General features: G+C 44.0%; 21 protein-coding genes. 20 read left to right on the forward strand and 1 reads right to left on the reverse strand.

Annotated features, from left to right (window positions below; genetic code table 11):
- The first annotated feature begins 300 nt into the window (after positions 1-300).
- The 16 genes from glf (at position 301) to DYE66_RS06785 (ending at position 17628) form a co-directional block, all read left to right on the forward strand.
- Positions 301-1413, forward strand: coding sequence for a UDP-galactopyranose mutase (gene glf, locus DYE66_RS06705; protein WP_115325048.1), 1113 nt, complete (start codon positions 301-303; stop codon positions 1411-1413).
- Between the two features lie 4 nt (positions 1414-1417).
- On the forward strand, positions 1418-2287 hold the full coding sequence (locus DYE66_RS06710; protein ID WP_002998314.1) for a beta-1,6-N-acetylglucosaminyltransferase: 870 nt from the start codon (positions 1418-1420) through the stop codon (positions 2285-2287).
- A gap of 58 nt (positions 2288-2345) precedes the next feature.
- Positions 2346-3566 carry a hypothetical protein gene (locus DYE66_RS06715; protein ID WP_002998013.1) on the forward strand — a complete coding sequence of 407 codons (1221 nt, stop codon included), beginning with the start codon at positions 2346-2348 and terminating at the stop codon, positions 3564-3566.
- 54 nt (positions 3567-3620) lie between these two features.
- A complete protein-coding gene (locus tag DYE66_RS06720) occupies positions 3621-4628 on the forward strand; it encodes a glycosyltransferase family 2 protein (protein WP_002997749.1) in 1008 nt (335 codons plus the stop codon).
- A gap of 4 nt (positions 4629-4632) precedes the next feature.
- Positions 4633-5784 (forward strand): glycosyltransferase family 1 protein, encoded by a 1152-nt coding sequence (locus DYE66_RS06725; RefSeq protein WP_002998375.1) that lies wholly within the window; start codon positions 4633-4635, stop codon positions 5782-5784.
- Positions 5771-6763 carry a stealth family protein gene (locus DYE66_RS06730; RefSeq protein WP_002998524.1) on the forward strand — a complete coding sequence of 331 codons (993 nt, stop codon included), beginning with the start codon at positions 5771-5773 and terminating at the stop codon, positions 6761-6763. Before DYE66_RS06725 ends, DYE66_RS06730 begins: the two co-directional genes overlap by 14 nt.
- 5 nt (positions 6764-6768) lie before the next feature.
- The gene (locus DYE66_RS06735) at positions 6769-7830 is read left to right on the forward strand and encodes a glycosyltransferase (protein WP_044123788.1); all 1062 of its coding nucleotides are present in this window, start codon (positions 6769-6771) and stop codon (positions 7828-7830) included.
- Positions 7831-7874: 44 nt separating this feature from the next.
- Complete coding sequence (locus DYE66_RS06740) at positions 7875-8909, forward strand: glycosyltransferase (RefSeq protein ID WP_002998266.1); 1035 nt, start codon at positions 7875-7877, stop codon at positions 8907-8909.
- The gene (locus DYE66_RS06745) at positions 8906-9913 is read left to right on the forward strand and encodes an acyltransferase family protein (RefSeq protein ID WP_002998098.1); all 1008 of its coding nucleotides are present in this window, start codon (positions 8906-8908) and stop codon (positions 9911-9913) included. Before DYE66_RS06740 ends, DYE66_RS06745 begins: the two co-directional genes overlap by 4 nt.
- 362 nt (positions 9914-10275) lie before the next feature.
- Complete coding sequence (gene relB, locus DYE66_RS06750; protein WP_002997838.1) at positions 10276-10563, forward strand: type II toxin-antitoxin system RelB/ParD family antitoxin; 288 nt, start codon at positions 10276-10278, stop codon at positions 10561-10563.
- Positions 10553-10903: a type II toxin-antitoxin system RelE/ParE family toxin gene (locus DYE66_RS06755; RefSeq protein ID WP_002997929.1), complete on the forward strand. Its 351-nt coding sequence runs from the start codon at positions 10553-10555 to the stop codon at positions 10901-10903. The genes relB and DYE66_RS06755 overlap by 11 nt, the downstream gene beginning before the upstream one ends.
- The gene (locus tag DYE66_RS11015) at positions 10896-12053 is read left to right on the forward strand and encodes a hypothetical protein (RefSeq protein ID WP_002998047.1); all 1158 of its coding nucleotides are present in this window, start codon (positions 10896-10898) and stop codon (positions 12051-12053) included. Before DYE66_RS06755 ends, DYE66_RS11015 begins: the two co-directional genes overlap by 8 nt.
- Positions 12054-12080: 27 nt before the next feature.
- Positions 12081-12551, forward strand: a complete 471-nt coding sequence (locus tag DYE66_RS06770) for an ASCH domain-containing protein (protein ID WP_002998280.1) — start codon at positions 12081-12083, stop codon at positions 12549-12551.
- A 250-nt stretch (positions 12552-12801) separates the two neighbouring features.
- A complete protein-coding gene (locus DYE66_RS06775; RefSeq protein ID WP_002998449.1) occupies positions 12802-13551 on the forward strand; it encodes an alpha/beta fold hydrolase in 750 nt (249 codons plus the stop codon).
- On the forward strand, positions 13535-16084 hold the full coding sequence (mprF, locus tag DYE66_RS06780; protein WP_115325050.1) for a bifunctional lysylphosphatidylglycerol flippase/synthetase MprF: 2550 nt from the start codon (positions 13535-13537) through the stop codon (positions 16082-16084). Before DYE66_RS06775 ends, mprF begins: the two co-directional genes overlap by 17 nt.
- A gap of 404 nt (positions 16085-16488) precedes the next feature.
- On the forward strand, positions 16489-17628 hold the full coding sequence (locus DYE66_RS06785) for an amidohydrolase (protein ID WP_002998347.1): 1140 nt from the start codon (positions 16489-16491) through the stop codon (positions 17626-17628).
- Positions 17629-17748: 120 nt separating this feature from the next.
- On the opposite strand, the gene DYE66_RS06790 is transcribed toward DYE66_RS06785, so the two are convergent.
- Positions 17749-18150, reverse strand: coding sequence for a hypothetical protein (locus tag DYE66_RS06790; protein ID WP_044123765.1), 402 nt, complete (start codon positions 18148-18150; stop codon positions 17749-17751).
- A gap of 186 nt (positions 18151-18336) precedes the next feature.
- On the opposite strand from DYE66_RS06790, the gene mvk reads away from it, so the two are divergent.
- From mvk to fni, 4 genes are read left to right on the forward strand one after another with little or no spacing between them, the layout of a single operon-like run.
- Complete coding sequence (gene mvk / locus DYE66_RS06795; RefSeq protein ID WP_044123766.1) at positions 18337-19218, forward strand: mevalonate kinase; 882 nt, start codon at positions 18337-18339, stop codon at positions 19216-19218.
- Positions 19200-20144 carry a diphosphomevalonate decarboxylase gene (gene mvaD, locus DYE66_RS06800; RefSeq protein ID WP_002998406.1) on the forward strand — a complete coding sequence of 315 codons (945 nt, stop codon included), beginning with the start codon at positions 19200-19202 and terminating at the stop codon, positions 20142-20144. Before mvk ends, mvaD begins: the two co-directional genes overlap by 19 nt.
- The gene (locus DYE66_RS06805; protein ID WP_002998171.1) at positions 20137-21135 is read left to right on the forward strand and encodes a phosphomevalonate kinase; all 999 of its coding nucleotides are present in this window, start codon (positions 20137-20139) and stop codon (positions 21133-21135) included. Before mvaD ends, DYE66_RS06805 begins: the two co-directional genes overlap by 8 nt.
- A complete protein-coding gene (fni, locus tag DYE66_RS06810) occupies positions 21132-22136 on the forward strand; it encodes a type 2 isopentenyl-diphosphate Delta-isomerase (protein WP_002997945.1) in 1005 nt (334 codons plus the stop codon). Before DYE66_RS06805 ends, fni begins: the two co-directional genes overlap by 4 nt.
- The last annotated feature ends 17 nt before the right edge of the window (positions 22137-22153 follow it).

Genomic DNA, 22153 nt, shown 5'->3' on the forward strand with positions numbered 1-22153 from the left:
TTGGAAGTTAAAAACTGTAATTCTGATACTTTCTTAAAAAGTGCGGACGCAAGCAACCTCCTGACGGAGTTTCATTGCTAAATTTTGAGCCTCGGTCTCAAAATTTCCGTTATTAGCAACAAGTATCTTGTTGCTAATAATACCACTTCGACGAAAGTATCACACTTCCTTTTCATCATTAGCTATAGAACGATGCCTTTTGGAAAGATATGAGGAATAAGCAATCAGTGCTAAGTCTTGAACGGTAAAAAGCATTAAAAGATTGTATCCTATAAAAATTTCATTTAGAGAGAGAATACAATGTCACAATACGATTATTTAGTTGTTGGTTCGGGTTTGTTTGGGGCGGTTTTTGCTCACGAAGCAGCCCTCAAGGGTAAGAAGGTCAAGGTTATTGAAAAGCGTGACCATATCGCTGGAAATATCTACACCAAGGAAGTGGAAGGAATCCAAGTCCACGAATACGGAGCTCATATCTTCCACACATCTGATAAGGAAATCTGGGACTATGTCAACCAGTTTGCGGAATTTAACCGCTATACCAACAGTCCCATTGCCAACTACAAGGGAGAGATTTACAATCTGCCCTTCAACATGAATACATTCAACAAGCTCTGGGGCGTGGTGACACCGGCCCAAGCACAGGCCAAGATTGAGGAGCAGCGCGCTGTCTTAGGTGGCAAGAAGCCTGAGAATCTCGAAGAACAGGCTATTTCGCTGGTTGGAACTGACATCTATGAAAAGCTGATTAAGGACTATACAGAAAAACAATGGGGCAAGCCGACGACTGAGTTGCCAGCCTTCATTATCCGCCGTCTGCCAGTTCGTCTGACCTATGATAACAACTATTTCAACGATACCTACCAGGGTATCCCAATCGGTGGTTACACGCAAATCGTTGAGAAGATGCTGGATCATGCTAATATTGATGTGGAAACTGGTGTTGATTTCTTCGCTAAGAAGGACCAATACCTAGCGGACTTCCCTAAGATTGTCTTTACCGGTATGATTGACCAATTCTTTGATTATCAATTGGGTGAGCTGGAGTACCGCAGCCTGCGCTTTGAAACAGAGACGCTTGATATGGAAAATTACCAAGGCAATGCTGTGGTCAACTATACTGACAGCGAAACGCCGTATACACGGATCATTGAGCACAAGCACTTTGAATTTGGTACTCAGCCTAAGACCATCATTACCAAGGAATACTCTAAGACATGGAGCCGCGGGGATGAACCATACTACCCAGTCAATAATGACCGCAACAACCATCTCTACAAGGAATACAAGAAATTAGCTGACCAAGAAGGTCAGGTTATCTTCGGCGGCCGTCTGGGTCACTACCGTTACTACGACATGCACCAAGTCATTGCTGCTGCCCTGCAATGTGTGAGAAGTGAAGTAGGAGAATAAGTCTTTGCAAGCGATTTTGATTTTAGCTCATAGGAACTTTGACCAAGTGTATCAGCTGGCTCAGTATTTAAATTCTGATTTTGAGATCTATATTCATTTTGATGTCAAGATGCCTTTAAATCAGTCTCAAAAGAAGCAATTAGAAGAGGTGGGCATTCACTATATTTCAGAAATAGATGTTTGTTGGGGGGCATGGAGTGTAGCAAAAGCCAGCTATCGTCTTATGGAAGAAGCTCTGAAAAATCCTAAAATTGACTATATCCACTTTATTTCCGGACAAGATTGGCCCCTAAAAAATCCTAGTAGGATTAAGGAATTTTATGAAAACAATGACAAAATTTACTTGATGGCAAAGCCAGCTAAAGAAGAAACCAAGTCTGGTGAGCGCTTGATTTGGTGGCAACAATTTTATTTCAATTACGATAAAATCAATCGTCGGTCGACCCTTGGTAAGCTCTACCACCGAGTTTCCCTTAGTCTCCAAAGACTCTTGCACGTCAATAAATTGAAAAAGCTAGGCATAGACCTAGAAATTTATTCAGGACCTCAGTGGTGTGACCTACCTCGTGATGTGGCCCAATACTGCCTAGATTACATGAAGCAGCACCCCAACTATATCAAGATGTTGCAGACAAGCTTTTGCTCTGATGAGTTTTGGCTGCCAACAATTATTTACAATGCACCTCAGTTTTCTGAACGGATAGTAGCTGACTATCATCGCTATATCAAGTGGGAGGAGCAACACAACTCTTATCCAGCCATCTTAGATGAGGGGGATTTTGAGGCTATCAAGGCTAGCGGAGATTTCTTTGGCCGCAAGTTTGATATCGCTCATTCACAAAAGCTCATTGTTCGTTTAGCTGAGGAGGACTAAAACAAGTCCCTTTTAGTATTTGCTAAATGACCTTATTTTTACCACAAGAAGGAAGCCCATGAAAATTAGAATTGACAAGGAATCAATTTCAGATTTTATTCTTTATGCTGTTCTGGCAGTCTATATCTTTTTTGCCATTCTCAATGCCAGCTTTTTTGTCCAACATATTCCGGGGGCTTTGTTTAAACTTGTCAATTACATGGCCTTAGCTGCCATGGTAGTTGTTGAAGTGCTGCATTTGAATTATACGCGCCGAACCATCTTTGCTGTTCCTGTTCTATTGGTACTCTTCGCTATTTCTTATAAAGTTGCTGGCATCTTTTCTAATGTTTCGGTTATTATCCTCTTTAGCTATTTTTATCGGCGGCAGCCGTTAGAAACAGTTGCTAAAGTGGCTTGTGTCAGCAGTATCTTGGCCTTGTTTTTAGTCATTTTTAGCAGTCATATTGGTTTTATTCCAAACTACTTAGAAGCGAATGAAGGTCGGATTCGTCATTATATCGGTTTTCGTTATTCCCTTTTTCCGTCAACAGTCATGTTCAACATCAGCTCGATTCGCTTCTTTCTTAAGAGAAATAGGGTTAAACTCTACGAGCTAGCTGTTTTGCTGCTGGCTAACTATTGGATTTTTAGGCAGACTGACTCACGTCTGACCTTCTTTACCGCTATTTTGCTCCTCTTAATCTGGGGAGTCCTTAAATATTATCCACAACTCATGGCCAAGTTTCGGTCAATTTTGTCCATCTTCATCTTATCCTATCCCTTCACCTTTTTAACCAGCCTCTGGTTTAGCTTCAACTATTCGCAAGTTTCTTCCTTCCAGCTTTACCTTAATAATGTTATGGGAGGACGGCTCTATCTCATGCACAAATCCATGGGGCTTTACGGTTTTAAGCTGACAGGTCAGAAAATTTCTTGGGTCGGTAATGGACTTAATAATTTGGGGAGAGTGACCCATTCCTCCTATCTTTATGTGGATAACCTCTATATGCAGTTTCTGCAGAGTTTTGGCCTGATTGTTACTCTAGCTTTTGTGGTAGGGATGACAGTGGTTATGTATAAGCTCTATCGTCAGAAAGCCATGTATCTCTATATCATTTTCATCAGCTTAGCCTTCCATGGTCTGATTGATGATTTGATTTCAAATTTGCACTATAGTATTTTTCCGATTCTACTAGGTATGCTTTATATTGAGCATTACCGTCTAAGGTCTAGGGATGAAGGAGTTGAGCCAATCAGGCTGGGGGATGCTCCTGCTAGCAGTTCGAAGAATTTCTAAATCAAGGACTTACATCTTTGATGTTCAGTTTTAAAATAGGGAAAGGAGAAGCAGATGTTAACCAGCAGCAAACCATTTATCAGCGTGATTATTCCCGTTCATAATGCCGAGACAACGCTTTTGCGTGCTCTGGACAGTTTGGCTTTTCCCGACTGTGAAATCATTTTGGTTGAGAATAGCTCAACCGACAATTCCTACCAGCTGGCTTGTGATTATGCCAAGGAGAATAATCGTTTCAAGGTCTTTCAGTCAGCTCCGGGAGTTTCCAATGCCCGCAATAAGGGGTTGGATCAGGCCAATGGTGAATGGATTTTCTTCCTGGATGCGGATGATTTCTTTTTCAAGGAAAATTTGACAGGAATTGCCGATAAACTCAGCTCTAGTCAGAGCGATATTGTTGCCTATAATTTCCACAAGGGCGGTCATCTCGTTGAGCTTTTTGAGGTGGTTGAGGATTTCCGTCGGCCAGAGGAAAGAGAAGCTTTTATCAGTCGCTGTCTTCATCGGCCGACCCAGTACATGACAGTCTGGAGCAAGGCTTTTCGAGCACGTTTAGTTAAAAGCTTGCGATTTGATCCTAATTTGCGAGTATCTGAGGATAGTAATTTTTTCCTGCAGGCGCTCTTGCGAGCTCAGGCTATTTCAACCTCACCTGATCTGCTTTACCACTATTCTATTGATGGCTCATCGACCATGCGAACCTTTGATCAATCTAAATTAGATGGGTATTTGGCAGCCCTGACTTCGGCTCAAACCATTATAGAAGGTCAATCAACAGCTTTGCAAGAGGCCTTTGCCGCCTATAGTCTGGCTCAGTTCAATATAGGAATGGTGCGGGAGGTCTTTCACCAAAGCAATCCGCAGTCTTACAAGGCAAAAATTGCTAGGATGAAGGAGCTCAGTCGTTCAGAACTCTTTGCCTCCGCTTTTGCTGGGATGAGTCTGAAACAGGTCAAGAGTTTGGGTGATATCCCCCTCTGGTTAATCAAGTATCATGCTTATCGTTTGGCCTCGCTAGTCTATCTGGTTAGGGTCAGACAGAATGCCCATAAGGAAAGGTGAACCTGTGAAAAAAGTTCTAATTTTTGGTATGAATGAGAACCCTGGCGGAGTCGAATCTTTCTTGATGAATTATGTTAGGCGATTTGATCAAACCAAACTGCATGTCGATTTTTTATGCAATTCCATGAATCCTATTGCCTATGAAGAAGAGCTTGTTCAAAGGGGAGCAAGTATTTTTCATATTACGGCTCGCAGTCAAAATCCCTTCAAATATTATGGTGAGATCCATCATTTCTTTAAGGAGCATGCCAAGGACTATGATGCCCTCTGGGTCAATATCAATAGTCTGGCTAATATTGACTATCTCAAACTAGCCAAGAAGTATGGGATTCCCGTGCGTATTGTTCACAGCCATAATAGTCAAAACATGGACAGCCGCTTACGGGGTAAGCTCCATAATCACAATAAAAAGCGGATAGCCAACTGGGCAACCGACTTTTGGGCCTGTGCGGACAAGGCTGCTGCTTGGTTCTATGAGGGAGAGATTCTCAAGCAGTCTAAAATTATTCCCAATGCCATTGATATTGAAGCCAGTTGCTTTTCTGAAGCAGCCCGTCAGTCTATCCGTCAGCAGTATCAGCTCCAAGATGCCTACGTTATTGGCAATGTCGGCCGCCTGCATTTTCAGAAGAACCAAGATTTCATCCTTCGTGTTTTTGCTGAGCTGGTCAAGCTCAAGCCTAAAGCTCGTTTGGTTTTGATTGGTCAAGGAGATGATGAAGCTATGCTCAAAACCTTGGCTGATGAGTTAGGCGTGGCTGATAAGGTCATCTTTGCCGGTGTACAGAATAATGTATCCGAATGGCTTAGTGCCTTTGACCTCTTTTTCTTTCCATCCAAGTTTGAAGGCCTGCCCTTAGCGCCTTTTGAAGCACAGGCCAATGGTCTGCCTGTTTTAATGTCGGAAGAAGGGGTTCCACAGGAGATTAAGATTAATCCTAATGTTTATTTTGCTTCTTTAGCAAAATCGTCTCAGGATTGGGCAAAGCTGATCGAAAAGCTGTCTGAGCAGGACAGCCGCCTGTCCGAGCAAGAAATTGCCCGACACTTCCAAGACTCTGGTTATGACATTCGCCATGCCGCTCAAGGATTAGAAAACGACCTGTTGAGAATGCTTAACCAGAGAGGGAAAGGAAATAATAATGCCCAAAATTGATTTTGTAGTTCCTTGGGTAGATGGCAGTGACCCCGACTGGCTCAGGGATAAGGCCAAGTATGAGACGGATCCAAGTGTGGAGGCTCCTCAGGCAGATAGTCCTAACCGCTATCGAGAAATGTCTGCTTTTAACTACTGGTTTCGGGCGGTCGAAGCGTATGCTCCTTGGGTTAATAAAATCTTCTTTGTTACCTACGGCCATGTTCCTGACTGGCTGGATACCAGCCACCCAAAGTTGCGCTTGGTCCGACATGAGGATTATATTCCAAAGGATTATTTGCCAACCTTTAATTCTAATGTGATTGAACTCAACCTGCATCGTATCCCTGACTTGAGCGAGCATTTTGTCCTTTTTGGTGATGATATTTTTATCAATCGGCCCGTTGAGCCGGCTGATTTCTTCCACAAAGGTTTTCCAAGGCTGCAGGCCATCTATCGTCCCATTATTCCTCGGGGTGAATTTAATCATATCGAGGTTAATAATGGCCGCTTGCTCAACAAGTATTTTTACCATAAACCTAATTTGAAGAAACATCTAGGCAAATATTTTAATTATCGCTATGGTAAGTTCAATCTCTATAATTTCCTCAGTCTCTTTTATTCGGGAATTATGGGTTATCAGGATGCCCATGTCGGAATGCCTTCGCTCAAATCTACCTACAAGGAAGTTTGGGAGAAGGAGGGGACTTATTTAGATGAGATGTGTCACAATCGTTTTCGTAGCATACAGGACTTAAACCATTGGGCTTTTGGGTATTGGAATATTGAGACCAATCGTTTTTATCCGCAAACTCTAAAAATTGGTAAGTATATTCCGATTGCAGATAAGGAACAGATTGCTAAATTAATCCGTCAGTCGAACTATAAGATGGTTTGCATCAATGATGATGAAAGTTCTGTTGACTTTCAAGCAGAGAATGCTTGGATTAGTAAAATCTTAGCAGAAAAATTTTCTGACAAGTCTTCTTTTGAGAAATAGAAATGATGAAAAAATATCAAATTGTTGAAGTGCGTGGCGCTGATATGCAGCATGCTGGTAGTAAGGCAACAAATGATGTTGCCAAGATTGTAGAACTGCAAGGTTTTGAGCCTTTTAACATTCGATTACAGTCGCAAAAGTCTAGTTTTTTGACCAAGCTGACCAATCAAATCGCTTTTTATCAAGATTGGAAGAAAGCTTATCAAAAGATTGAAAAGGGGAGCATCGTCCTTTTGCAGCATCCTTTTCATCACCGTCAGTTGGGGCGGGAAAAGTTTCTCCGTCGTTTAAAGCAGGACAAGCAGGTTCGTTTTATCTGCCTGGTTCATGATGTCGAGGAGTTACGCAATGTTTCCTACCTCAATAACGACCTGCATAAAAGAGAATTTAAGTTCATGCTTGAAATCGCTGACCAGCTGATTGTCCACAATCAGGCTATGAAGGACTTTTTCCTAACCAAGGGTGTAGCAGAGGACAGGCTTGTGGTACTGGGGATTTTTGATTACCTGACCGAGCTTGAGCCTGAGGAAGCCCTCTTTTCTAAGTCGGTTGCCATCGCCGGAAATCTCAGTTCCAGAAAGAGTCCCTATATCTCCAAGATTGCGGAGCTTGACGGTCTGAGATTTGATCTCTACGGCCCCAATTATATCCAGCAGAAAACTGGTAATCAAGTGCACTACCATGGTTCTTTTCCGCCCGATCAGCTGCCAACTCAGCTCAAGCAAGGCTTTGGTCTGGTCTGGGATGGAGATTCCCTTGAGGAGTGCAGCGGTCCTTTTGGAAATTATCTGCGCTACAATAACCCCCATAAGCTTTCTCTTTATATTGCTTCTGGTTTGCCAGTAATCGTATGGAGTCAGGCGGCTTTGGCAGGCTTTGTGCAGGAGCAGGGGATTGGTCTGGTTGTTAGTGACTTGCATGAGCTTCTGCAGAATTTTGCTCAGTTAAGTCAAGTCAGCTACCAGAGCTTTGCCCAAAACAGTTTGCGCCTCAGCCAAGAACTCCGCTCAGGGCATTACACCAAACAGGCGGTAGATGAGGCAGTTGCTAGGCTGAATAATCAATGACTTTCTTGCTATTGCGGTTGGATTTCTAATACAGTGGATAAAAAATGACAAAAAAATATTTATTAGATTTTATCAGAGATGATAGCAATACGGCGGCCTCTAAGGCTGAGCGTGATGTCAGCAGTTTTCTTAAAACGATGGGCTTCTTAGGTATTAATTACGATATGAGCCTTCCCAGAGCTGTTAAGATTTTAGGTGAGAACTATATCTTAGCCAAGAAAATCAAAGGGATTCAGGCTGACGATATCTGCTTTCTGCAGTATTCCATGTTTGGGCGTCCTTCTTTGAAGAAGCTCCTCAAGAAATTAGCTTTTAACCGGCGCAAGATTCTTCTTATTCATGATATTGAAACTCTGCGCGAGCAAAGGGGAGCTAGTGAGATTGCTGAGGAAGTGGCAGTTTTAAATCAGGCTCAGTGCCTGATTGTCCATAATGACAATATGAAGGCTTGGCTTAGTCAAAATGGTGTCCAAGTTTCTATGGTTTCTTTAGAAATTTTTGACTATGCCCAGCCTGTCGATCTGCAAGAGGTGCTTGTTCAGAATTGGAAAACAGTAGTCTTTGCAGGAAATCTGGATAAGAGTGGCTTTTTGAGAGAACTTCATACGCAAACACCTTTTTACCTTTATGGTCTCAAAAGTGATGACCAATCTTATTCGGAAAATTTAACTTACTGTGGGTCAAAAACACCTACGGAGATTCCATCAACAGTCAGTCAATATGGTTATGGTCTCGTTTGGGACGGTCCTGCGGTAGATTCTTGCCAAGGGCCTTTTGGCGACTATATGCGCTACAACAATCCTCACAAGATTTCGCTTTATCTCAGTAGTAATCTTCCTGTCATCATCTGGAAAGAGGCAGCTCTGGCCCCCTTTATCGAAAAGCATGGTTTGGGTTTAACCCTAGATTCTCTTGCAGACTTGGATGACCAATTGACTCAACTGAGCCAAGATGATTATGACCAGATGAAAGCTAATTGTAAGGCTATAGGCAAACAGCTGAGAAATGGCTATTACACCATTAAGGCCGCTCAAGCAGCGGTGGAAGTGGTTATTAATGATAAAAGGAGACTCACATGAAACGTATTCAATGGCTGGATTTTGGTAAGGGATTTACTATCTTTTTGGTGCTGGTTGGTCATGTCTTTAAGGGCATGCAGACCTCTGGAGCCTTTGAGGTCTATCATAACAGCTTCCAGTTTATTATCCAATGTTTTTACATCTTCCATATACCGGTTTTCTTTGCTCTGTCAGGCTACCTCTTTAAGCCAGTCAAGAATCTGCAGGCTTACCCTAAGTATGTCCTCAAAAAATCCTTGAATCTCCTGATTCCCTATGTCCTCTTTTGTGTAACTTACTTCTTTTTCCAGAAATTAGGTGGCGGGAGTGTTAGGGAAGGAACTTCGCTGGCGGATTTATTAGCCATCTATAGGCGGCCGATTGCCGTTTCTTGGTATCTTTATGTGCTCTGGGGTGTCAGCCTCTATGTTGGTCTGCTTTCGGTTTTCATCAAGGATCAGAAGAAGCTCTTGGCTGTTACAGCTCTGACCAGTCTCATCAGTTATCCCTTGCATTCATCTATTTTCCTCTTGCAGGGGACTCTGCTCTGGTCTGGTATCTATTGCTTGGGTTCCTTCTTAAGTCAAGTCTCTCTGGAAAAGTTATCGGCCAATTTTGCTAAGAAAATTTCTCTGCTCTTGGGCTTGATTGCACTCTATCTGCTTTGGTGGACTCAGTTTGATTTTAAGCAGGGCGTGAGCTATCTGACACCAGGCCTTGAGGGTCCTGTCTTTGTTCTCAGTGTCTTTTTGGCTTTTCTAGTCTATCCCCGTCTGCCCCACAATGGCCTTTTCAACTATTTTGCGGATAAGGGAAAATCTAGCCTGATTATTTATATCTTTCACTCGCCGGTCTTAAGCGCCATTCGGATTATCCTTTTGAAATTGGGTATCCATGCTATGTTGCTCCATCTTTTCATCGGAGTTATAGCAGGCTGGCTGATTAGCCTCTTCATCGCCTACCTATTCAACAAAATCAAGTTCCTTAATTTCTTCCTTGCACCAACCAAGTATATTAGGTTATAAAATTGCATAAAAGAGTAAGTCTCAGCCTAGCTGGGATTTTTAAATTAAGGAACCTAGTTCTCGCTCTTGCTCAAACTGCATCAATAGCTCTAAATTCAGCTTCGCCATTCTGGCTCGCTTTATTAAGAGCTATAGAAAAAAGCGACCAAGGAAGCCTTGGCCACTTCATTACAATAGAATTCCCTTACTTTCACGCACGCATGAACCATAGGGCGCTGAACTCAATCAGTCTTATACTAAATAATATCTTACCAAAATCTGTCCTGAATTCCACTATTTTATTTATTTCTGCCTATTTGTTGACAGCTACGTCAGATAATTGTATAGTACTTGTAAAACTAAGTGTATTACAGGAGGCCCTTATGTCAACTTTAACAAGAGATAAACTTTATAATTTTCGGGTAAATAGTAAACAACTGGAGAAGGCTAAGGAGATACTTCAGGCTAGAGATATTTCTATTTCAGATGCACTTAACCTCTTTGTTAATCAGATTATTGAAAAGAATGATTTGCCTATTAAGACACAAGAAGAGGTTAAAGCGGAAAAATTTCTTGCTCAGCTGACTGATGAGCTTGACAAGGGCTATCAGGATGTTCTTAATGGTCGCTTACTAGATGCTGATGAGGTCTTTAGAGAGTATGACTTATAAGCTACAATTCACTCAGACAGCCAGAGAAGACTTGCAACAGTTGCATCAATTCTATCAGAAGAATTTTTCAAAGAAGGTTGCCGATGATTTGGTAAAGACGATGCAAAAGAAGATTGCAATCCTAACATTTTCACCTGATGGAGGCATTGATTTTAACCAAAGAATTGGTCACTCCTTAATTCCAAATCAAGTCGTTCGTTTGTTTGTAACTAAAAAGACCTTAATCTTTTACGTGGTTCAAGATGATTTAGTTCTTATTTTGAGACTTGTCCCTACAAAAACAGACTATCTCAATCAATTAGAAAATTTATTTAAGGTTTTCGGCAAGAGCGATGAATAAAAGAAATACGGCCTTTATACTAGCTTCACTAATTTTCCTAGTCTTCCTAGGCTTTTTTATCTGGGATGGTCTTCATAATGGTCAAAGTCGGATGACGGTGACCATCAGGAATCAGAAAGACTTGGAGAACTATCTTAAGCAAACTGGTAAGGACTGGGCCTTTGACGAGGTTTATTTTGAGAATCAAAGCTCTCTGAGCTTTCCCAAGAGGACTTATCAAGTCACAGGAAATGTCAACTGGTATTTTAGTTCCAAGGCCAAGGGAGATATTGACTTTGCTGGCTCTAAGGTCTTAATTGGCCAGCGAGCCTATTTTGAATGGAAATTTTCTGGTGACCACCTCAAGAAGGAGGGAACTCCCTGTCAGCTCAAGGATTTATCAGTCTATGGTAGTGTCAAGGAGAAGACTGATTTAGAAAGTGGCCAAATCAAGGAGCCCCACCCTAATGGTGGTCGTTTCAATGCCCAGCTCTTTCGTACGAGCAATCTTTACTTTACCAGCTTGAATTTTTACAATGCCCAGCAGAGTAGCAATCATCTCTTTGATTTGGTTGGTTCTGAAAACCTTAGCTTTACAGATATGACCTTTGCCGGCTATGGGGGCGAGACCTATTCAGACCAAGCACTCAAAGCTCGCTACGCCAAGGATTGGCATACCATTTATGCTGAAGCCCTTCAGATTGATAGTGCCATTCCTGGTTCCTTGGGTGATAAGCTTGATTTAAAAGCAACGGTTCTCTGGACTAAGGATACTTATGACGGGCGCCCCTCCAGCAATATTTCGGTGGATGCCTCCCAATTCATTCCCTATCAGGGGCCTACTGGCCAAAGTTTGATTAGCGGTAAAAAAGAGGAAGTGGAGGTTAATTATGGCCCCAGTATAGGGGCCCACACGGTTGGGAATCAAGACTATAGCAATATCAGTCTGACCAACAATCGTTTTGTCAGAACCATATCCGTCCCTGGCGAGGATAATGCCATCCTCTATCCCATCCATTTTCGCCACTTAAAAAATAGCCAAATGGAGGATTTTTATAATCGACAGGGCTTGATCATTAGAGGCAATCATTTTGAGCAAGAGGCTTCCTACCCCGACTGGCGCAATGGGAAGATCTCAGCAGAGGATGAATTTTTTGGTTGGTTTAAATAAGACTAGCCATACACTAGGAGACTAAAGATGACAGCAGCAGAATTATGGCAGGAATTTTTGGACCAAAAGCAAGCGCAAGGCTATGAGGTTGAGGATTTTCCCTTTTATGAAGCCTTTCAATTTGGACTAGAAGCGCAAACGATCGATGACTTGGCTAGGCTGGTCAAGGAGGGCATTAAAACGGCGACAGCTTCGGCTTATCCCATGTATGAATTGGATCAGGCACCTCTGCCCCAAACTGGTACATACAGTATTGTCATGGATAGCGAAGAGCAGGCCGTCTGTCTGATACAAACGACCGAGGTTAGGACAGTTCCCTTCAATCAGGTGAGCGAGGCCCATGCCTATAAGGAAGGAGAAGGAGACCGATCTTTAACTTATTGGCGCCGAGTTCACGAAGACTTTTTCAAGCAGGAGTTAGCCCAGGTAGGCCTGGACTTTAGCCAAGACATGCCCGTAGTCTGTGAAGAATTCCGAGTCGTAAAAAATTCAGAATGAGTAGTCAAGAGCTACTCTTTTTTGATACCAAGAAGGTTAATAATGCTGACTATAATATACCCCCCTAAGCAGGCTATCTTCCCCGATTTCTGACCAGTTTTCTAGTAAAAATATAAGCAAATTATGATAGAATTGACCTTATAGAGTAAATTTTTTCTGCCAAGATTTGCCAGGGATTGGCCCAAATTGGTAGCTTTTCCTTTATTGATTTTGGCAGATAGTTGACGATGTTTGTGATGGGAGACAAAGCATGGTTGGACAAGAAAAATGGATTGAAACGGCGGATGGTACCTTTGTCTATGTAGAGATTTTTGGCCAAGGACAACCGTTGGTTTTCCTGCATGGCAATAGTTCCAGTAGTCGCTATTTTAAACAGCAGATTAGCTTCTTTGTCAAGAATTATCAGGTTATCGTCTTGGACAGTCGGGGGCATGGTCGTACTCAGGCCAAGGCTCAGACTATCTCCTTTGACCAGATGGCCGATGACCTCCATCAGGTCTTTACCGTCTTGAAAATTCAAAAGGCTATCTTGGTTGGCCACAGCGATGGGGCTAACCTAGCCATGATTTTCCAAAAGAAGTACCCTCAGGCTGTTGTTGGTATGCTCCTTAATTCGGGCAATATCACAACCAAGGCTCTGCATCTGGCTGACAGGCTCTTAATTTGGTTGGCCTACGGGTTTTTAGCGGTCTTGTCCCTGCTTATTCCTAGTTTCAAGGCTAAGAGCCGCGTTATCTATCTGATGTTGCAGGATTTGACCATTAAGCAGGCTGATTTGGCAGCTGTCAGGGTCCCTGTTCTGGTCCTGGTTGGCAAGCATGACCTGATTAAGCTTTCTTATTCTAGGAGCTTGGCTTCCTATTTTCCCAAGGGGATTTTCTACTCCCTCAAGGGATTTGGCCATAATATTGTCAAAAAAGATTCACAAACCTTTAACCAAATTACGCATCAGTTTATCAAGCATATATTGTTAGGAGTTCCTTTTGAAAGCCCTTCTTGAAAAAATCAAGCCCCTTACCTCCATTCTTAAAACCGTCTTCTTTGTTTCCATCATCCTCTTAATCATCATGGAAATCCTCAATCTGAGGCGGACCATTTCTGTGTCGCAACTCAAGGCGGCATTGGGTGGGGTGTCTCCTATCAATATTCTCCTGATTTTTATCATTGGAGCCCTGGCCGTCCTACCAACGACGGGCTATGATTTTGTCCTCAATAAAATTTTGGGTACCAATAAGTCCAAGTGGTATATTTTGCAGACCTCCTGGTGTATCAATACCTTTAATAATTTATCGGGTTTTGGCGGTCTGATTGATATTGGTCTGCGTTTGGCCTTCTACGGGCAAAAAGGAGAAGAGGAGCGCGACCTCCAGCAGGTCACGACCTTCCTCCCTTATCTGATTTCGGGCTTGTCCTTTGTCAGTCTGGCTTCTCTGGGTCTGACCTACGCCTATGGAGTCAACCGCTCTGGTCTTCCCTATTATGATATTGTTCTGATTGGAGCTAGTCTCTATTTTCCTATTCTCTATTGGTTGACGGGACGCAAGACCAAGAATTACTTTGCCAATATGCCTGTCAAGACCAGGAACCGTCTAGGGATTGTGTCCTTCTTCGAGTGGTCTTGTGCAGCGGCAGCCTTTATCATTATTGGCCGTCTGATGGGCATTGATATGCCGATTTCCGTCGTTCTGCCCTTCTTTGCCATTGGTTGTGCGGTGGGGATTATTTCCTTGATTCCTGGGGCTCTAGGGAGTTTTGACTTTGTCGTCCTGACAGGTCTGTCTGCCCACGGTTTGCCTAAGGAAACGGTTCTAGCCTGGCTCTTGCTTTACCGCCTGGCCTATTATGTTCTCCCTTTCTTTGTCGGGATTATTTTCTTTATCAGACATCTGGGTGGAAAGATTAATGAGAAATACAATGCCGTTCCCAAGCAGATGCTGGAAAGGGGCATTCATACAGTCACTATCCGTCTGATTCGCTGGTTGGGGATTTTCCTAGCCCTTTCCACCGTCTTCTTTGAAAATCTGGATTATATCACCTGGCTAAGGCCTTTTAACCCCTTGCAGAAGCAGATTATTTGGCAATTTCCAGGTCTCTTGTTGGGGATTTGTTTCATTCTTCTAGCCAGGACCATCGAAAAGAAGGTCAAGCTGGCCTATCTTCTGACCATGATTTGGTTGGTCCTGACTCTGATTTATGTCGATTTTGGAGCTATTAGTTGGGGCTTTTCCATCGCCATTTTCTTAGCTATAATTGCCCTCAATTTGGTTCGACCTCAGCTCTATAAGAAGCAGTTTATTTATTCCTGGGAGGCTAGAACCAAGGATAGCCTGATTATTGCTCTGACCCTGCTTGTGATTTTCACCTTGGCTGGAGTGATTTTCCCTGTTCGGGCCCATGAGCTCCATGAACTCGTGGAGCGGCATAAACCCATCAGTCCAGAAAGCTACCTCCTAACGCGGAAAATCGTTTTAATCATTACGGTGATTATCACGGTCTCTTACTGGATTTTGATGCGGATTGTTCAAGGACGCAAGGTTAAGTTGGGCACGCCCTTCCAGGCTGACCGCTACCGTAAGCTCCTGGAAACCTATGGTGGTCAAGGGGATAGCGCACTTGCTTTTCTAGGTGACAAACGCCTCTTCTGGTATCAAAAGGAAGGCGAAGACCGGGTTGCCTTTCAATTCGCTATCCGCAACAACAAATGTCTGGTGATGGGCCAACCTGCTGGTAACCAAGCAGATGTGGAAGAAGCGATTGCTTATTTCATTGATAAGGCCGATCGGCTGGATTACGACTTGATTTTCTATAGTATCGGTCAAAAGATGACCCTCTACCTGCATGAATTCGGCTTTGAATTTATGAAGGTGGGGGAAAACGCCCTAGTGGATTTGGAAAAATTCACCCTCAGGGGCAATAAATACAAGCCTTTCCGCAATGCCCTCAATCGGGTGGAGAAGGATGGCTTTAGCTTTGAAGTCTTGGCCAGCCCCCATAGTCCTGAGCTTTTGGCGGAAGTCAAGGCCGTTTCTGACATCTGGCTGGACGGTCGATCTGAAAAGGGCTTCTCACTAGGTTATTTTGACCAGGCCTACTTGCAGGAAGCTGCTCTGGCAGTCGTTCGCAATCAGGAGGGCAAACTGGTTGCCTTTGCCAATGTCATGCCTAATTATCAGGAAAATATCGCTTCCATTGATATGATGCGCTATGACAAGGAGGCCATTCCAAACGGGGTCATGGACTACCTCTTTATTTCCCTCTTTGTCTATTTCCGAGACCAAGGTATCGGTTATTTCGACTTGGGCATGGCTCCCCTATCAGGAGTTGGTCAGGTCGAGGAAAGCTTTATTCAAGAGCGTTTGGCCTATCTGGTCTATCATTTTGGCAGTCATTTTTACTCCTTTGAAGGTCTTTATCGCTATAAGGAAAAATTCACCCCACTTTGGGACCAGCGCTATATTTCCTATTCTAGAACTTCCTGGGTCGGCTATGTCCTTATGACCCTAGTCTTAGAGGACCGAGTGACCAGAAGTTAATACTCTTCGAAAATCAAAATTTTCCCACGGATAAATTCACTCTATAGTTTTTCATTAGAGTGACTGCTATTGAAGTTTCTATAGCCATGACTAATTCCAACCAGACAGTAAAAATGACCGTCTGGTTTATGTCTGATAAAAGAGCCTAAAAAAGAAGTGCCAGTGCGCTTCTTTTTTTACCCAGTTTGATGCTTCAGTGGATAAGATTTGTGGAAATTTTCTAGTGCTTTTTGCTCAGTATCCATTCGCGGCCTTGTGCGACCAGAATCTGGATTTGCTGCCCTATAAGAAATTCTTATGGCCGAGCATAAAATATTTAGATTAGGCAAGCTGTCGGGCTGATGATAAGATATTAATAAGTTTAAAGTCCAGCATTTGGACAAGACTAGCTAGGAGGAATGCTTATGTCATCAGGTTTTTATGAAAAATTAGCCAAGACACGTCACTATATTCACGCCCATCCGGAAGTTTCCGAGCAGGAATTTGAAACCACAGCTTTTCTCAAATCCTACTTGGCAGACTTGGGAATTGAGACCCTCAACTACCCCTTGAAAACAGGACTAATTGCGGAAATTGGTTCAGGCAATCCTATTATTGCCCTGCGAGCAGACATCGATGCCCTACCTATTCGAGAAAAGACTGGTCTGGACTATGCTAGCACCAATGGAGCCATGCACGCCTGTGGTCATGACTTCCATCAAACCAGCCTGCTGGGGGCGGCTGAACTTTTGAAAAATCGGGAAGATGAATTGCAAGGAACTGTTCGCCTAATCTTTCAACCTGCCGAAGAAGATTTCCAAGGCGGTTATCAGGTCATTGAAGCCGGAGGTCTGGAAGGAGTGTCAGCCATTGTGGGCTACCATAATTATCCTCACCTCAAACCAGGTCAACTCGGGCTTAAATCTGGTGCCATCATGGCAGGGGTTGAACAGTTTGAAGTGACCGTTCAAGGCGTTTCCTCCCATGCTGCTAGACCTGACTTGGGCGTGGATACAGTCCTGGCTGTTACTACCATTGTCAACAACCTTCAAGCCATCGTCGCTCGGACCGTCTCACCCTTTGAATCAGCTGTCCTCTCTGTGACCCATATTGATGTCGGAACAACCTGGAATGTCCTGCCGGCCAAGGGATTCTTTGAAGGGACCATTCGAACCTTTGACCCTCAAGTTCGCCTAGATGTTATTGAAAAGTTCGAGCGAGTTGTTAGAACAACGGCTGAGCAATTTGGAGCAGATGTCACCATTAAGTGGGGCAATTCGCCTAGCGTCACCTTCAATGACAAGACCATCACCCCAATCATCTTTGAGAATTCCAAGTCCTTTGCCGAGGTGGTTGACACCCTGCCATCAACGGGTGGTGAAGACTTTGCGGCCTTTCAAGGACAAATCCCAGGTGTCTTTGCCTTTGTCGGCTCAAACGGGGATGAGGGCGCTCCCGATTGGCACCACGATGACTTTGTCGTCAAGGACGAAGCCCTACCAGTCGCTGTCAATTATTTTGTCGAATCAGCCCTTAAGTTGCTGGAGTATTATGGCGAAAAATAACTAGTCTTTGGTAAGTTTTCCTCCTGTAAAAGTCTTTAGAGAAATTTCTCCATAATGTAAGCATTCAAAAAAGCTTGACCTTTCAAACAGGGCAAGCTTTTTAAAGCCAATGAAGTTAAACTAAAATTGTCCGAATGGTGGTCGGTCAAAATTTTTCAGGTTAACAAGGTAGAGGGAGCCACCCACGATGGCTAGGATACCGCCAATCCAACCCAAAAAAGGAATGAGGGAGATTGCTCCACCGACGATAAAAAGAACATGGGGAGCAACATTGAGACGGGGGTCCTCCTTATAATAGACCAGACTGACAATACCGAGGATAAGGATGGCCAGTTTCAAGCAGGTATAGAAAACATAGGTCAAGACGGAGGCTACTCGGCCGTCATAGCTGGCATCAATAGCATAGGCTAGGACAAAGATGAAGGTGGCAAGAAAAATGAGCACCCCACCAGCTATGCTTAAGATTCCATTAGTCAAGCACAGGCTTCTTGCTTTTTGATGATTATTCATAGATTCATACATTCCTTTCTGACCACCATTATACTGACCCTAGCTTTTGCTTTCAATGAGAGTCAAGGGCAGAAAGTTAAAGAAGCAAGTCCAAGCAATAAGAGAAAATCCTCCTTGCGACCGAAGTTTTTTAGGGCTTGAGGTCGCTTTTTTTGCTATTTTAAGCTAAAATATTAGAGGAATATAAGAAAGAAAGTGATGATGACGCAGAAAATCGGAATCGGAAGGGCCCATAGCAAGATTATTCTCATCGGGGAACATTCGGTAGTCTACGGCTACTCAGCCATTGCCCTGCCCCTAAAAAATATTGAGGTGGTCTGTCATGTCCAGTCCTCAGACCAAGCCTTGGAAATTGACATCGCTGATCCCCTATCGACAGCGGTTTTTGCTGCCTTGGAATTTTTGGATAAGGCAGATGAAAAAATTTCCGTTCAAATTGAGTCCAATGTTCCTGCCAAAAGAGGTATGGGATCCTCAGCAGCTGTGGCTATTGCAGCCATTCGGGCGGTCTTTGACTATTTTGATCAATCTTTGACCTTACCAGACTTGGAGATACTGGCCAATCAGGCGGAAATCATTGCCCATGAGAATCCCAGCGGTCTTGATGCCAAGACCTGCCTCAGTGACACCGCCATTAAGTTCATTCGCAATCTCGGTTTTTCAGAGATGGCCATGGACCTAGAGGCTTGTCTGGTCATTGCCGATACAGGTATTCATGGCCATACGCGAGAAGCAGTGGCCAAGGTCCGTAACCTAGAAGAGAAGGCTTTGCCCTATCTACACCGCTTGGGTAAGCTAGCTAATACCATCGAAATCGGAATTTTAGCCAAAGATCTCCTCATCGTGGGTCAGGCCATGAGCCAAGCCCATCATGAATTAAATCAGCTGGGTGTCTCCAGTCCAGAAGCCAATCGTTTAGTAGGTGTTGCCCAGGCTCAAGGGGCCTTGGGAGCTAAGATGTCCGGTGGTGGTCTAGGCGGTTGCATCATTGCCCTCTGTCGTCATCAAGAAGAAGCCGTGGCTCTGGCTACAGAGCTCGAAAAAGAAGGAGCCGTTAACACGTGGATAGAAAATCTGTAAGTGTCAAATCCTATGCTAACATTGCCATTGTCAAGTATTGGGGCAAGGCTGATGCCAAGAAGATGATTCCAGCGACCAGTAGTATCTCTCTGACCCTGGAAAATATGTACACCAAGACCGACCTGTCCTTTTTACCTGAGGAAGCTCGAGGCGATGAATTTTATATCGACGGTGTCCTGCAAAGCCCGCAGGAACATGTTAAGATGACGACGATTATTGATTTTTTCCGCAAGGAAGGTCAACCTTTTGTCAAGATTGAAACCAGCAACAATATGCCAACAGCAGCTGGTCTCTCCTCTAGTTCTAGCGGTCTGTCGGCCCTAGTTAAGGCCTGCAATCAGCTCTTTGACTTTGGTCTTAATCAAAAAGAACTGACCCAGTATGCCAAGTTTGCCTCTGGCTCCTCGGCTAGGTCTTTTTTTGGTCCGCTGTCCGCTTGGGACAAGGACTCAGGTGAGATTTATCAGGTCAAGACTGATTTGGATTTGGCCATGATTATGCTGGTGCTCAATGATCAGCCCAAGACTATTTCCAGCCGAGAAGGAATGAAACGTTGTGCAGAGACTTCGAGTGATTTTCAGGATTGGGTAGAGCAGTCGGTCTTTGATTATAAGGCTATGCTGGGCTATCTGGCTGCTAATGATTTTGCTAAGGTTGGCCAATTGGCTGAAGAAAACGCCCTGAGAATGCATGCGACAACACGATCAGCCCATCCGCCTTTTTCTTATTTGACAGAAGAATCCTATCAGGCTATGGATTTTGTTAGAAGCCTGCATGAACAAGGGTATGACTGTTATTTCACCATGGATGCTGGCCCTAATGTCAAGGTTCTCTGTCAGACCAAGGATTTGGAGAAGCTGGCTCAAATTTTGGGGCAGCATTATCGCACCATTGTCTCTAAAACCAAGGATCCAGCCCATGACTAAGCATCTTGTTAAAACTGGCGGCAAGCTCTATCTAGCTGGTGAATACGCCATTCTTACGCCGGGGCAGCAGGCCCTGATAAAAAATATTCCTATTTATCTGTCAGGACAGATTGAACCTGCTTTAAGCTATCAGCTCTATTCGGATATGTTTGACTACGAGGTCGGTTTGGAAGCAGAGGATAACTACAGTCTGATTCAGGAAACTATTGCAGTTGTTCATGACTTTATTAAGGGTCAGGGACTCAAGCTCCGTCCCTTTCGTCTGTCTATCACCGGCAAGCTAGAAAAAGGTGGTAAGAAGTTCGGTATCGGCTCCAGCGGTAGCGTTACTGTCCTAGTGGTCAAGGCCTTGGCTAGTTTTTACCAGCAGGACTGGACAGCTGATTTCATTTTTAAGTTGGCTAGCTATACTCTACTTAAGCGTGGGGACAATGGCTCCATGGGAGATCTGGCCTGTATTGCCTATGAAGACTTAGTTCTCTACAGGGCCTTTGACAGAGAGCAGGTCAGAACTTGGATAGCAGAAGAAGGACTGTCCCAGGTTTTGGCAAGGGATTGGGGCTATCAGATTGAGCCAATTGAGCCAGCCCTGGATTTTGACTTTCTAGTCGGTTGGACAGGCCAACCTGCTATTTCTAAAGAAATGATTGTGCCAGTCAAGTCAGCTATTGGTCCAGATTTTTTAGAGCTAACACAAGTAGCAGTTGAGGCAATAGCCAGAGGACTGAAGACTGGCGATAAAGAACTAATCAAGTCTTCCCTGCTAGAGGTCAGCAGGCTGCTCAAGGACTTGCATCCAGCTATTTATACCAAGGAACTTTTGGATTTACAGGCTGCCGTTGAGGGACTGGATGCCGTTGCCAAGTCCTCAGGTTCTGGTGGTGGTGATTGTGGTATTGCCCTATCATTTAACCCTGTCCACAGTCAAGAAATTATAGAAAGGTGGCGAAAGGCTGGTATTGAACTACTATTTCGCCAAGGAAGTTTATGAGCTCTCGAAAAGACCAGCATATCAAGCACGCCCTAGCCTACCAATCCCCCTACAATAGTTTTGACGAAGTGGAGTTGATTCAGTCTTCGCTACCCAAGTATGACTTGGCAGATATTGAGCTGAAAACGCATTTTGCCGGTCGAGACTGGGACTTTCCTTTTTATATCAATGCCATGACCGGTGGTTCCGCCAAGGCCAAGGCTGTCAATCAAAAACTGGCTCAGGTAGCGGAGAGCTGTGGTCTGCTGTTCATTACTGGCTCCTATAGTCCAGCCCTCAAAAATCCTGAGGATGACTCTTATGACGTTCGCTTGGTGGCTCCCAATGTATTACTGGGGACCAATATCGGGCTTGACAAACCAGTTGACTTGGGACAAAGAGTCGTGGAGGACCTGCAACCTTTGCTTTTGCAGGTTCACGTTAATCTCATGCAGGAATTGCTCATGCCAGAGGGAGAACGAGAGTTTAAGAATTGGCCTAGCAACCTGGCCGATTACGCTCAAAAGATTTCTGTCCCTGTCATTCTTAAGGAAGTTGGCTTTGGTATGGACAAGAAAACTGTTCAAACAGGACTTGAGCTTGGTATCAAGACCTTTGATATTTCCGGGCGTGGCGGGACCAGCTTTGCCTATATTGAAAATCAGCGAAGCGAGCGAGACCGTTCCTATCTTAATACTTGGGGCCAATCGACCGTCCAAACCCTTCTAAATCTAGGGGAGCTCAAAGAAGAAGCTGAAATCCTAGCCAGCGGTGGTGTCAGAAATCCCCTGGATATGATTAAGGCCCTGGTTTTAGGTGCCAAGGCTGTTGGGCTTTCTCGGACCATGTTGGATCTGGTAGAGCGCTACCCCGTCGAGAAAGTCATTGCCATTGTAGAAGGCTGGAAGGATGATTTGTGCTTGCTGATGTGCGCTCTTAACTCTCGCACCATCGACGACCTCAAGAAGGTTGATTATCTCCTCTACGGCAAATTGGCCCAGGCAAATTGGACTACTGACTGACAGCTCTCCGAAAATCT

This window comes from Streptococcus downei MFe28 (genome assembly GCF_900459175.1).
Lineage (GTDB): Bacteria > Bacillota > Bacilli > Lactobacillales > Streptococcaceae > Streptococcus > Streptococcus downei.

Coding starts and splice junctions, on each gene's coding strand:
- glf (WP_115325048.1), top strand. CDS start 301: ATGTCACAATACGATTATTTAGTTGTTGGTTCGGGTTTGTTTGGGGCG.
- DYE66_RS06715 (WP_002998013.1), top strand. CDS start 2,346: ATGAAAATTAGAATTGACAAGGAATCAATTTCAGATTTTATTCTTTAT.
- DYE66_RS06720 (WP_002997749.1), top strand. CDS start 3,621: ATGTTAACCAGCAGCAAACCATTTATCAGCGTGATTATTCCCGTTCAT.
- DYE66_RS06730 (WP_002998524.1), top strand. CDS start 5,771: ATGCCCAAAATTGATTTTGTAGTTCCTTGGGTAGATGGCAGTGACCCC.
- DYE66_RS06735 (WP_044123788.1), top strand. CDS start 6,769: ATGAAAAAATATCAAATTGTTGAAGTGCGTGGCGCTGATATGCAGCAT.
- DYE66_RS06740 (WP_002998266.1), top strand. CDS start 7,875: ATGACAAAAAAATATTTATTAGATTTTATCAGAGATGATAGCAATACG.
- DYE66_RS06745 (WP_002998098.1), top strand. CDS start 8,906: ATGAAACGTATTCAATGGCTGGATTTTGGTAAGGGATTTACTATCTTT.
- relB (WP_002997838.1), top strand. CDS start 10,276: ATGTCAACTTTAACAAGAGATAAACTTTATAATTTTCGGGTAAATAGT.
- DYE66_RS06755 (WP_002997929.1), top strand. CDS start 10,553: ATGACTTATAAGCTACAATTCACTCAGACAGCCAGAGAAGACTTGCAA.
- DYE66_RS11015 (WP_002998047.1), top strand. CDS start 10,896: ATGAATAAAAGAAATACGGCCTTTATACTAGCTTCACTAATTTTCCTA.
- DYE66_RS06770 (WP_002998280.1), top strand. CDS start 12,081: ATGACAGCAGCAGAATTATGGCAGGAATTTTTGGACCAAAAGCAAGCG.
- DYE66_RS06775 (WP_002998449.1), top strand. CDS start 12,802: ATGGTTGGACAAGAAAAATGGATTGAAACGGCGGATGGTACCTTTGTC.
- DYE66_RS06785 (WP_002998347.1), top strand. CDS start 16,489: ATGTCATCAGGTTTTTATGAAAAATTAGCCAAGACACGTCACTATATT.
- DYE66_RS06790 (WP_044123765.1), bottom strand. CDS start 18,150: ATGTATGAATCTATGAATAATCATCAAAAAGCAAGAAGCCTGTGCTTG.
- mvk (WP_044123766.1), top strand. CDS start 18,337: ATGATGACGCAGAAAATCGGAATCGGAAGGGCCCATAGCAAGATTATT.
- DYE66_RS06805 (WP_002998171.1), top strand. CDS start 20,137: ATGACTAAGCATCTTGTTAAAACTGGCGGCAAGCTCTATCTAGCTGGT.
- fni (WP_002997945.1), top strand. CDS start 21,132: ATGAGCTCTCGAAAAGACCAGCATATCAAGCACGCCCTAGCCTACCAA.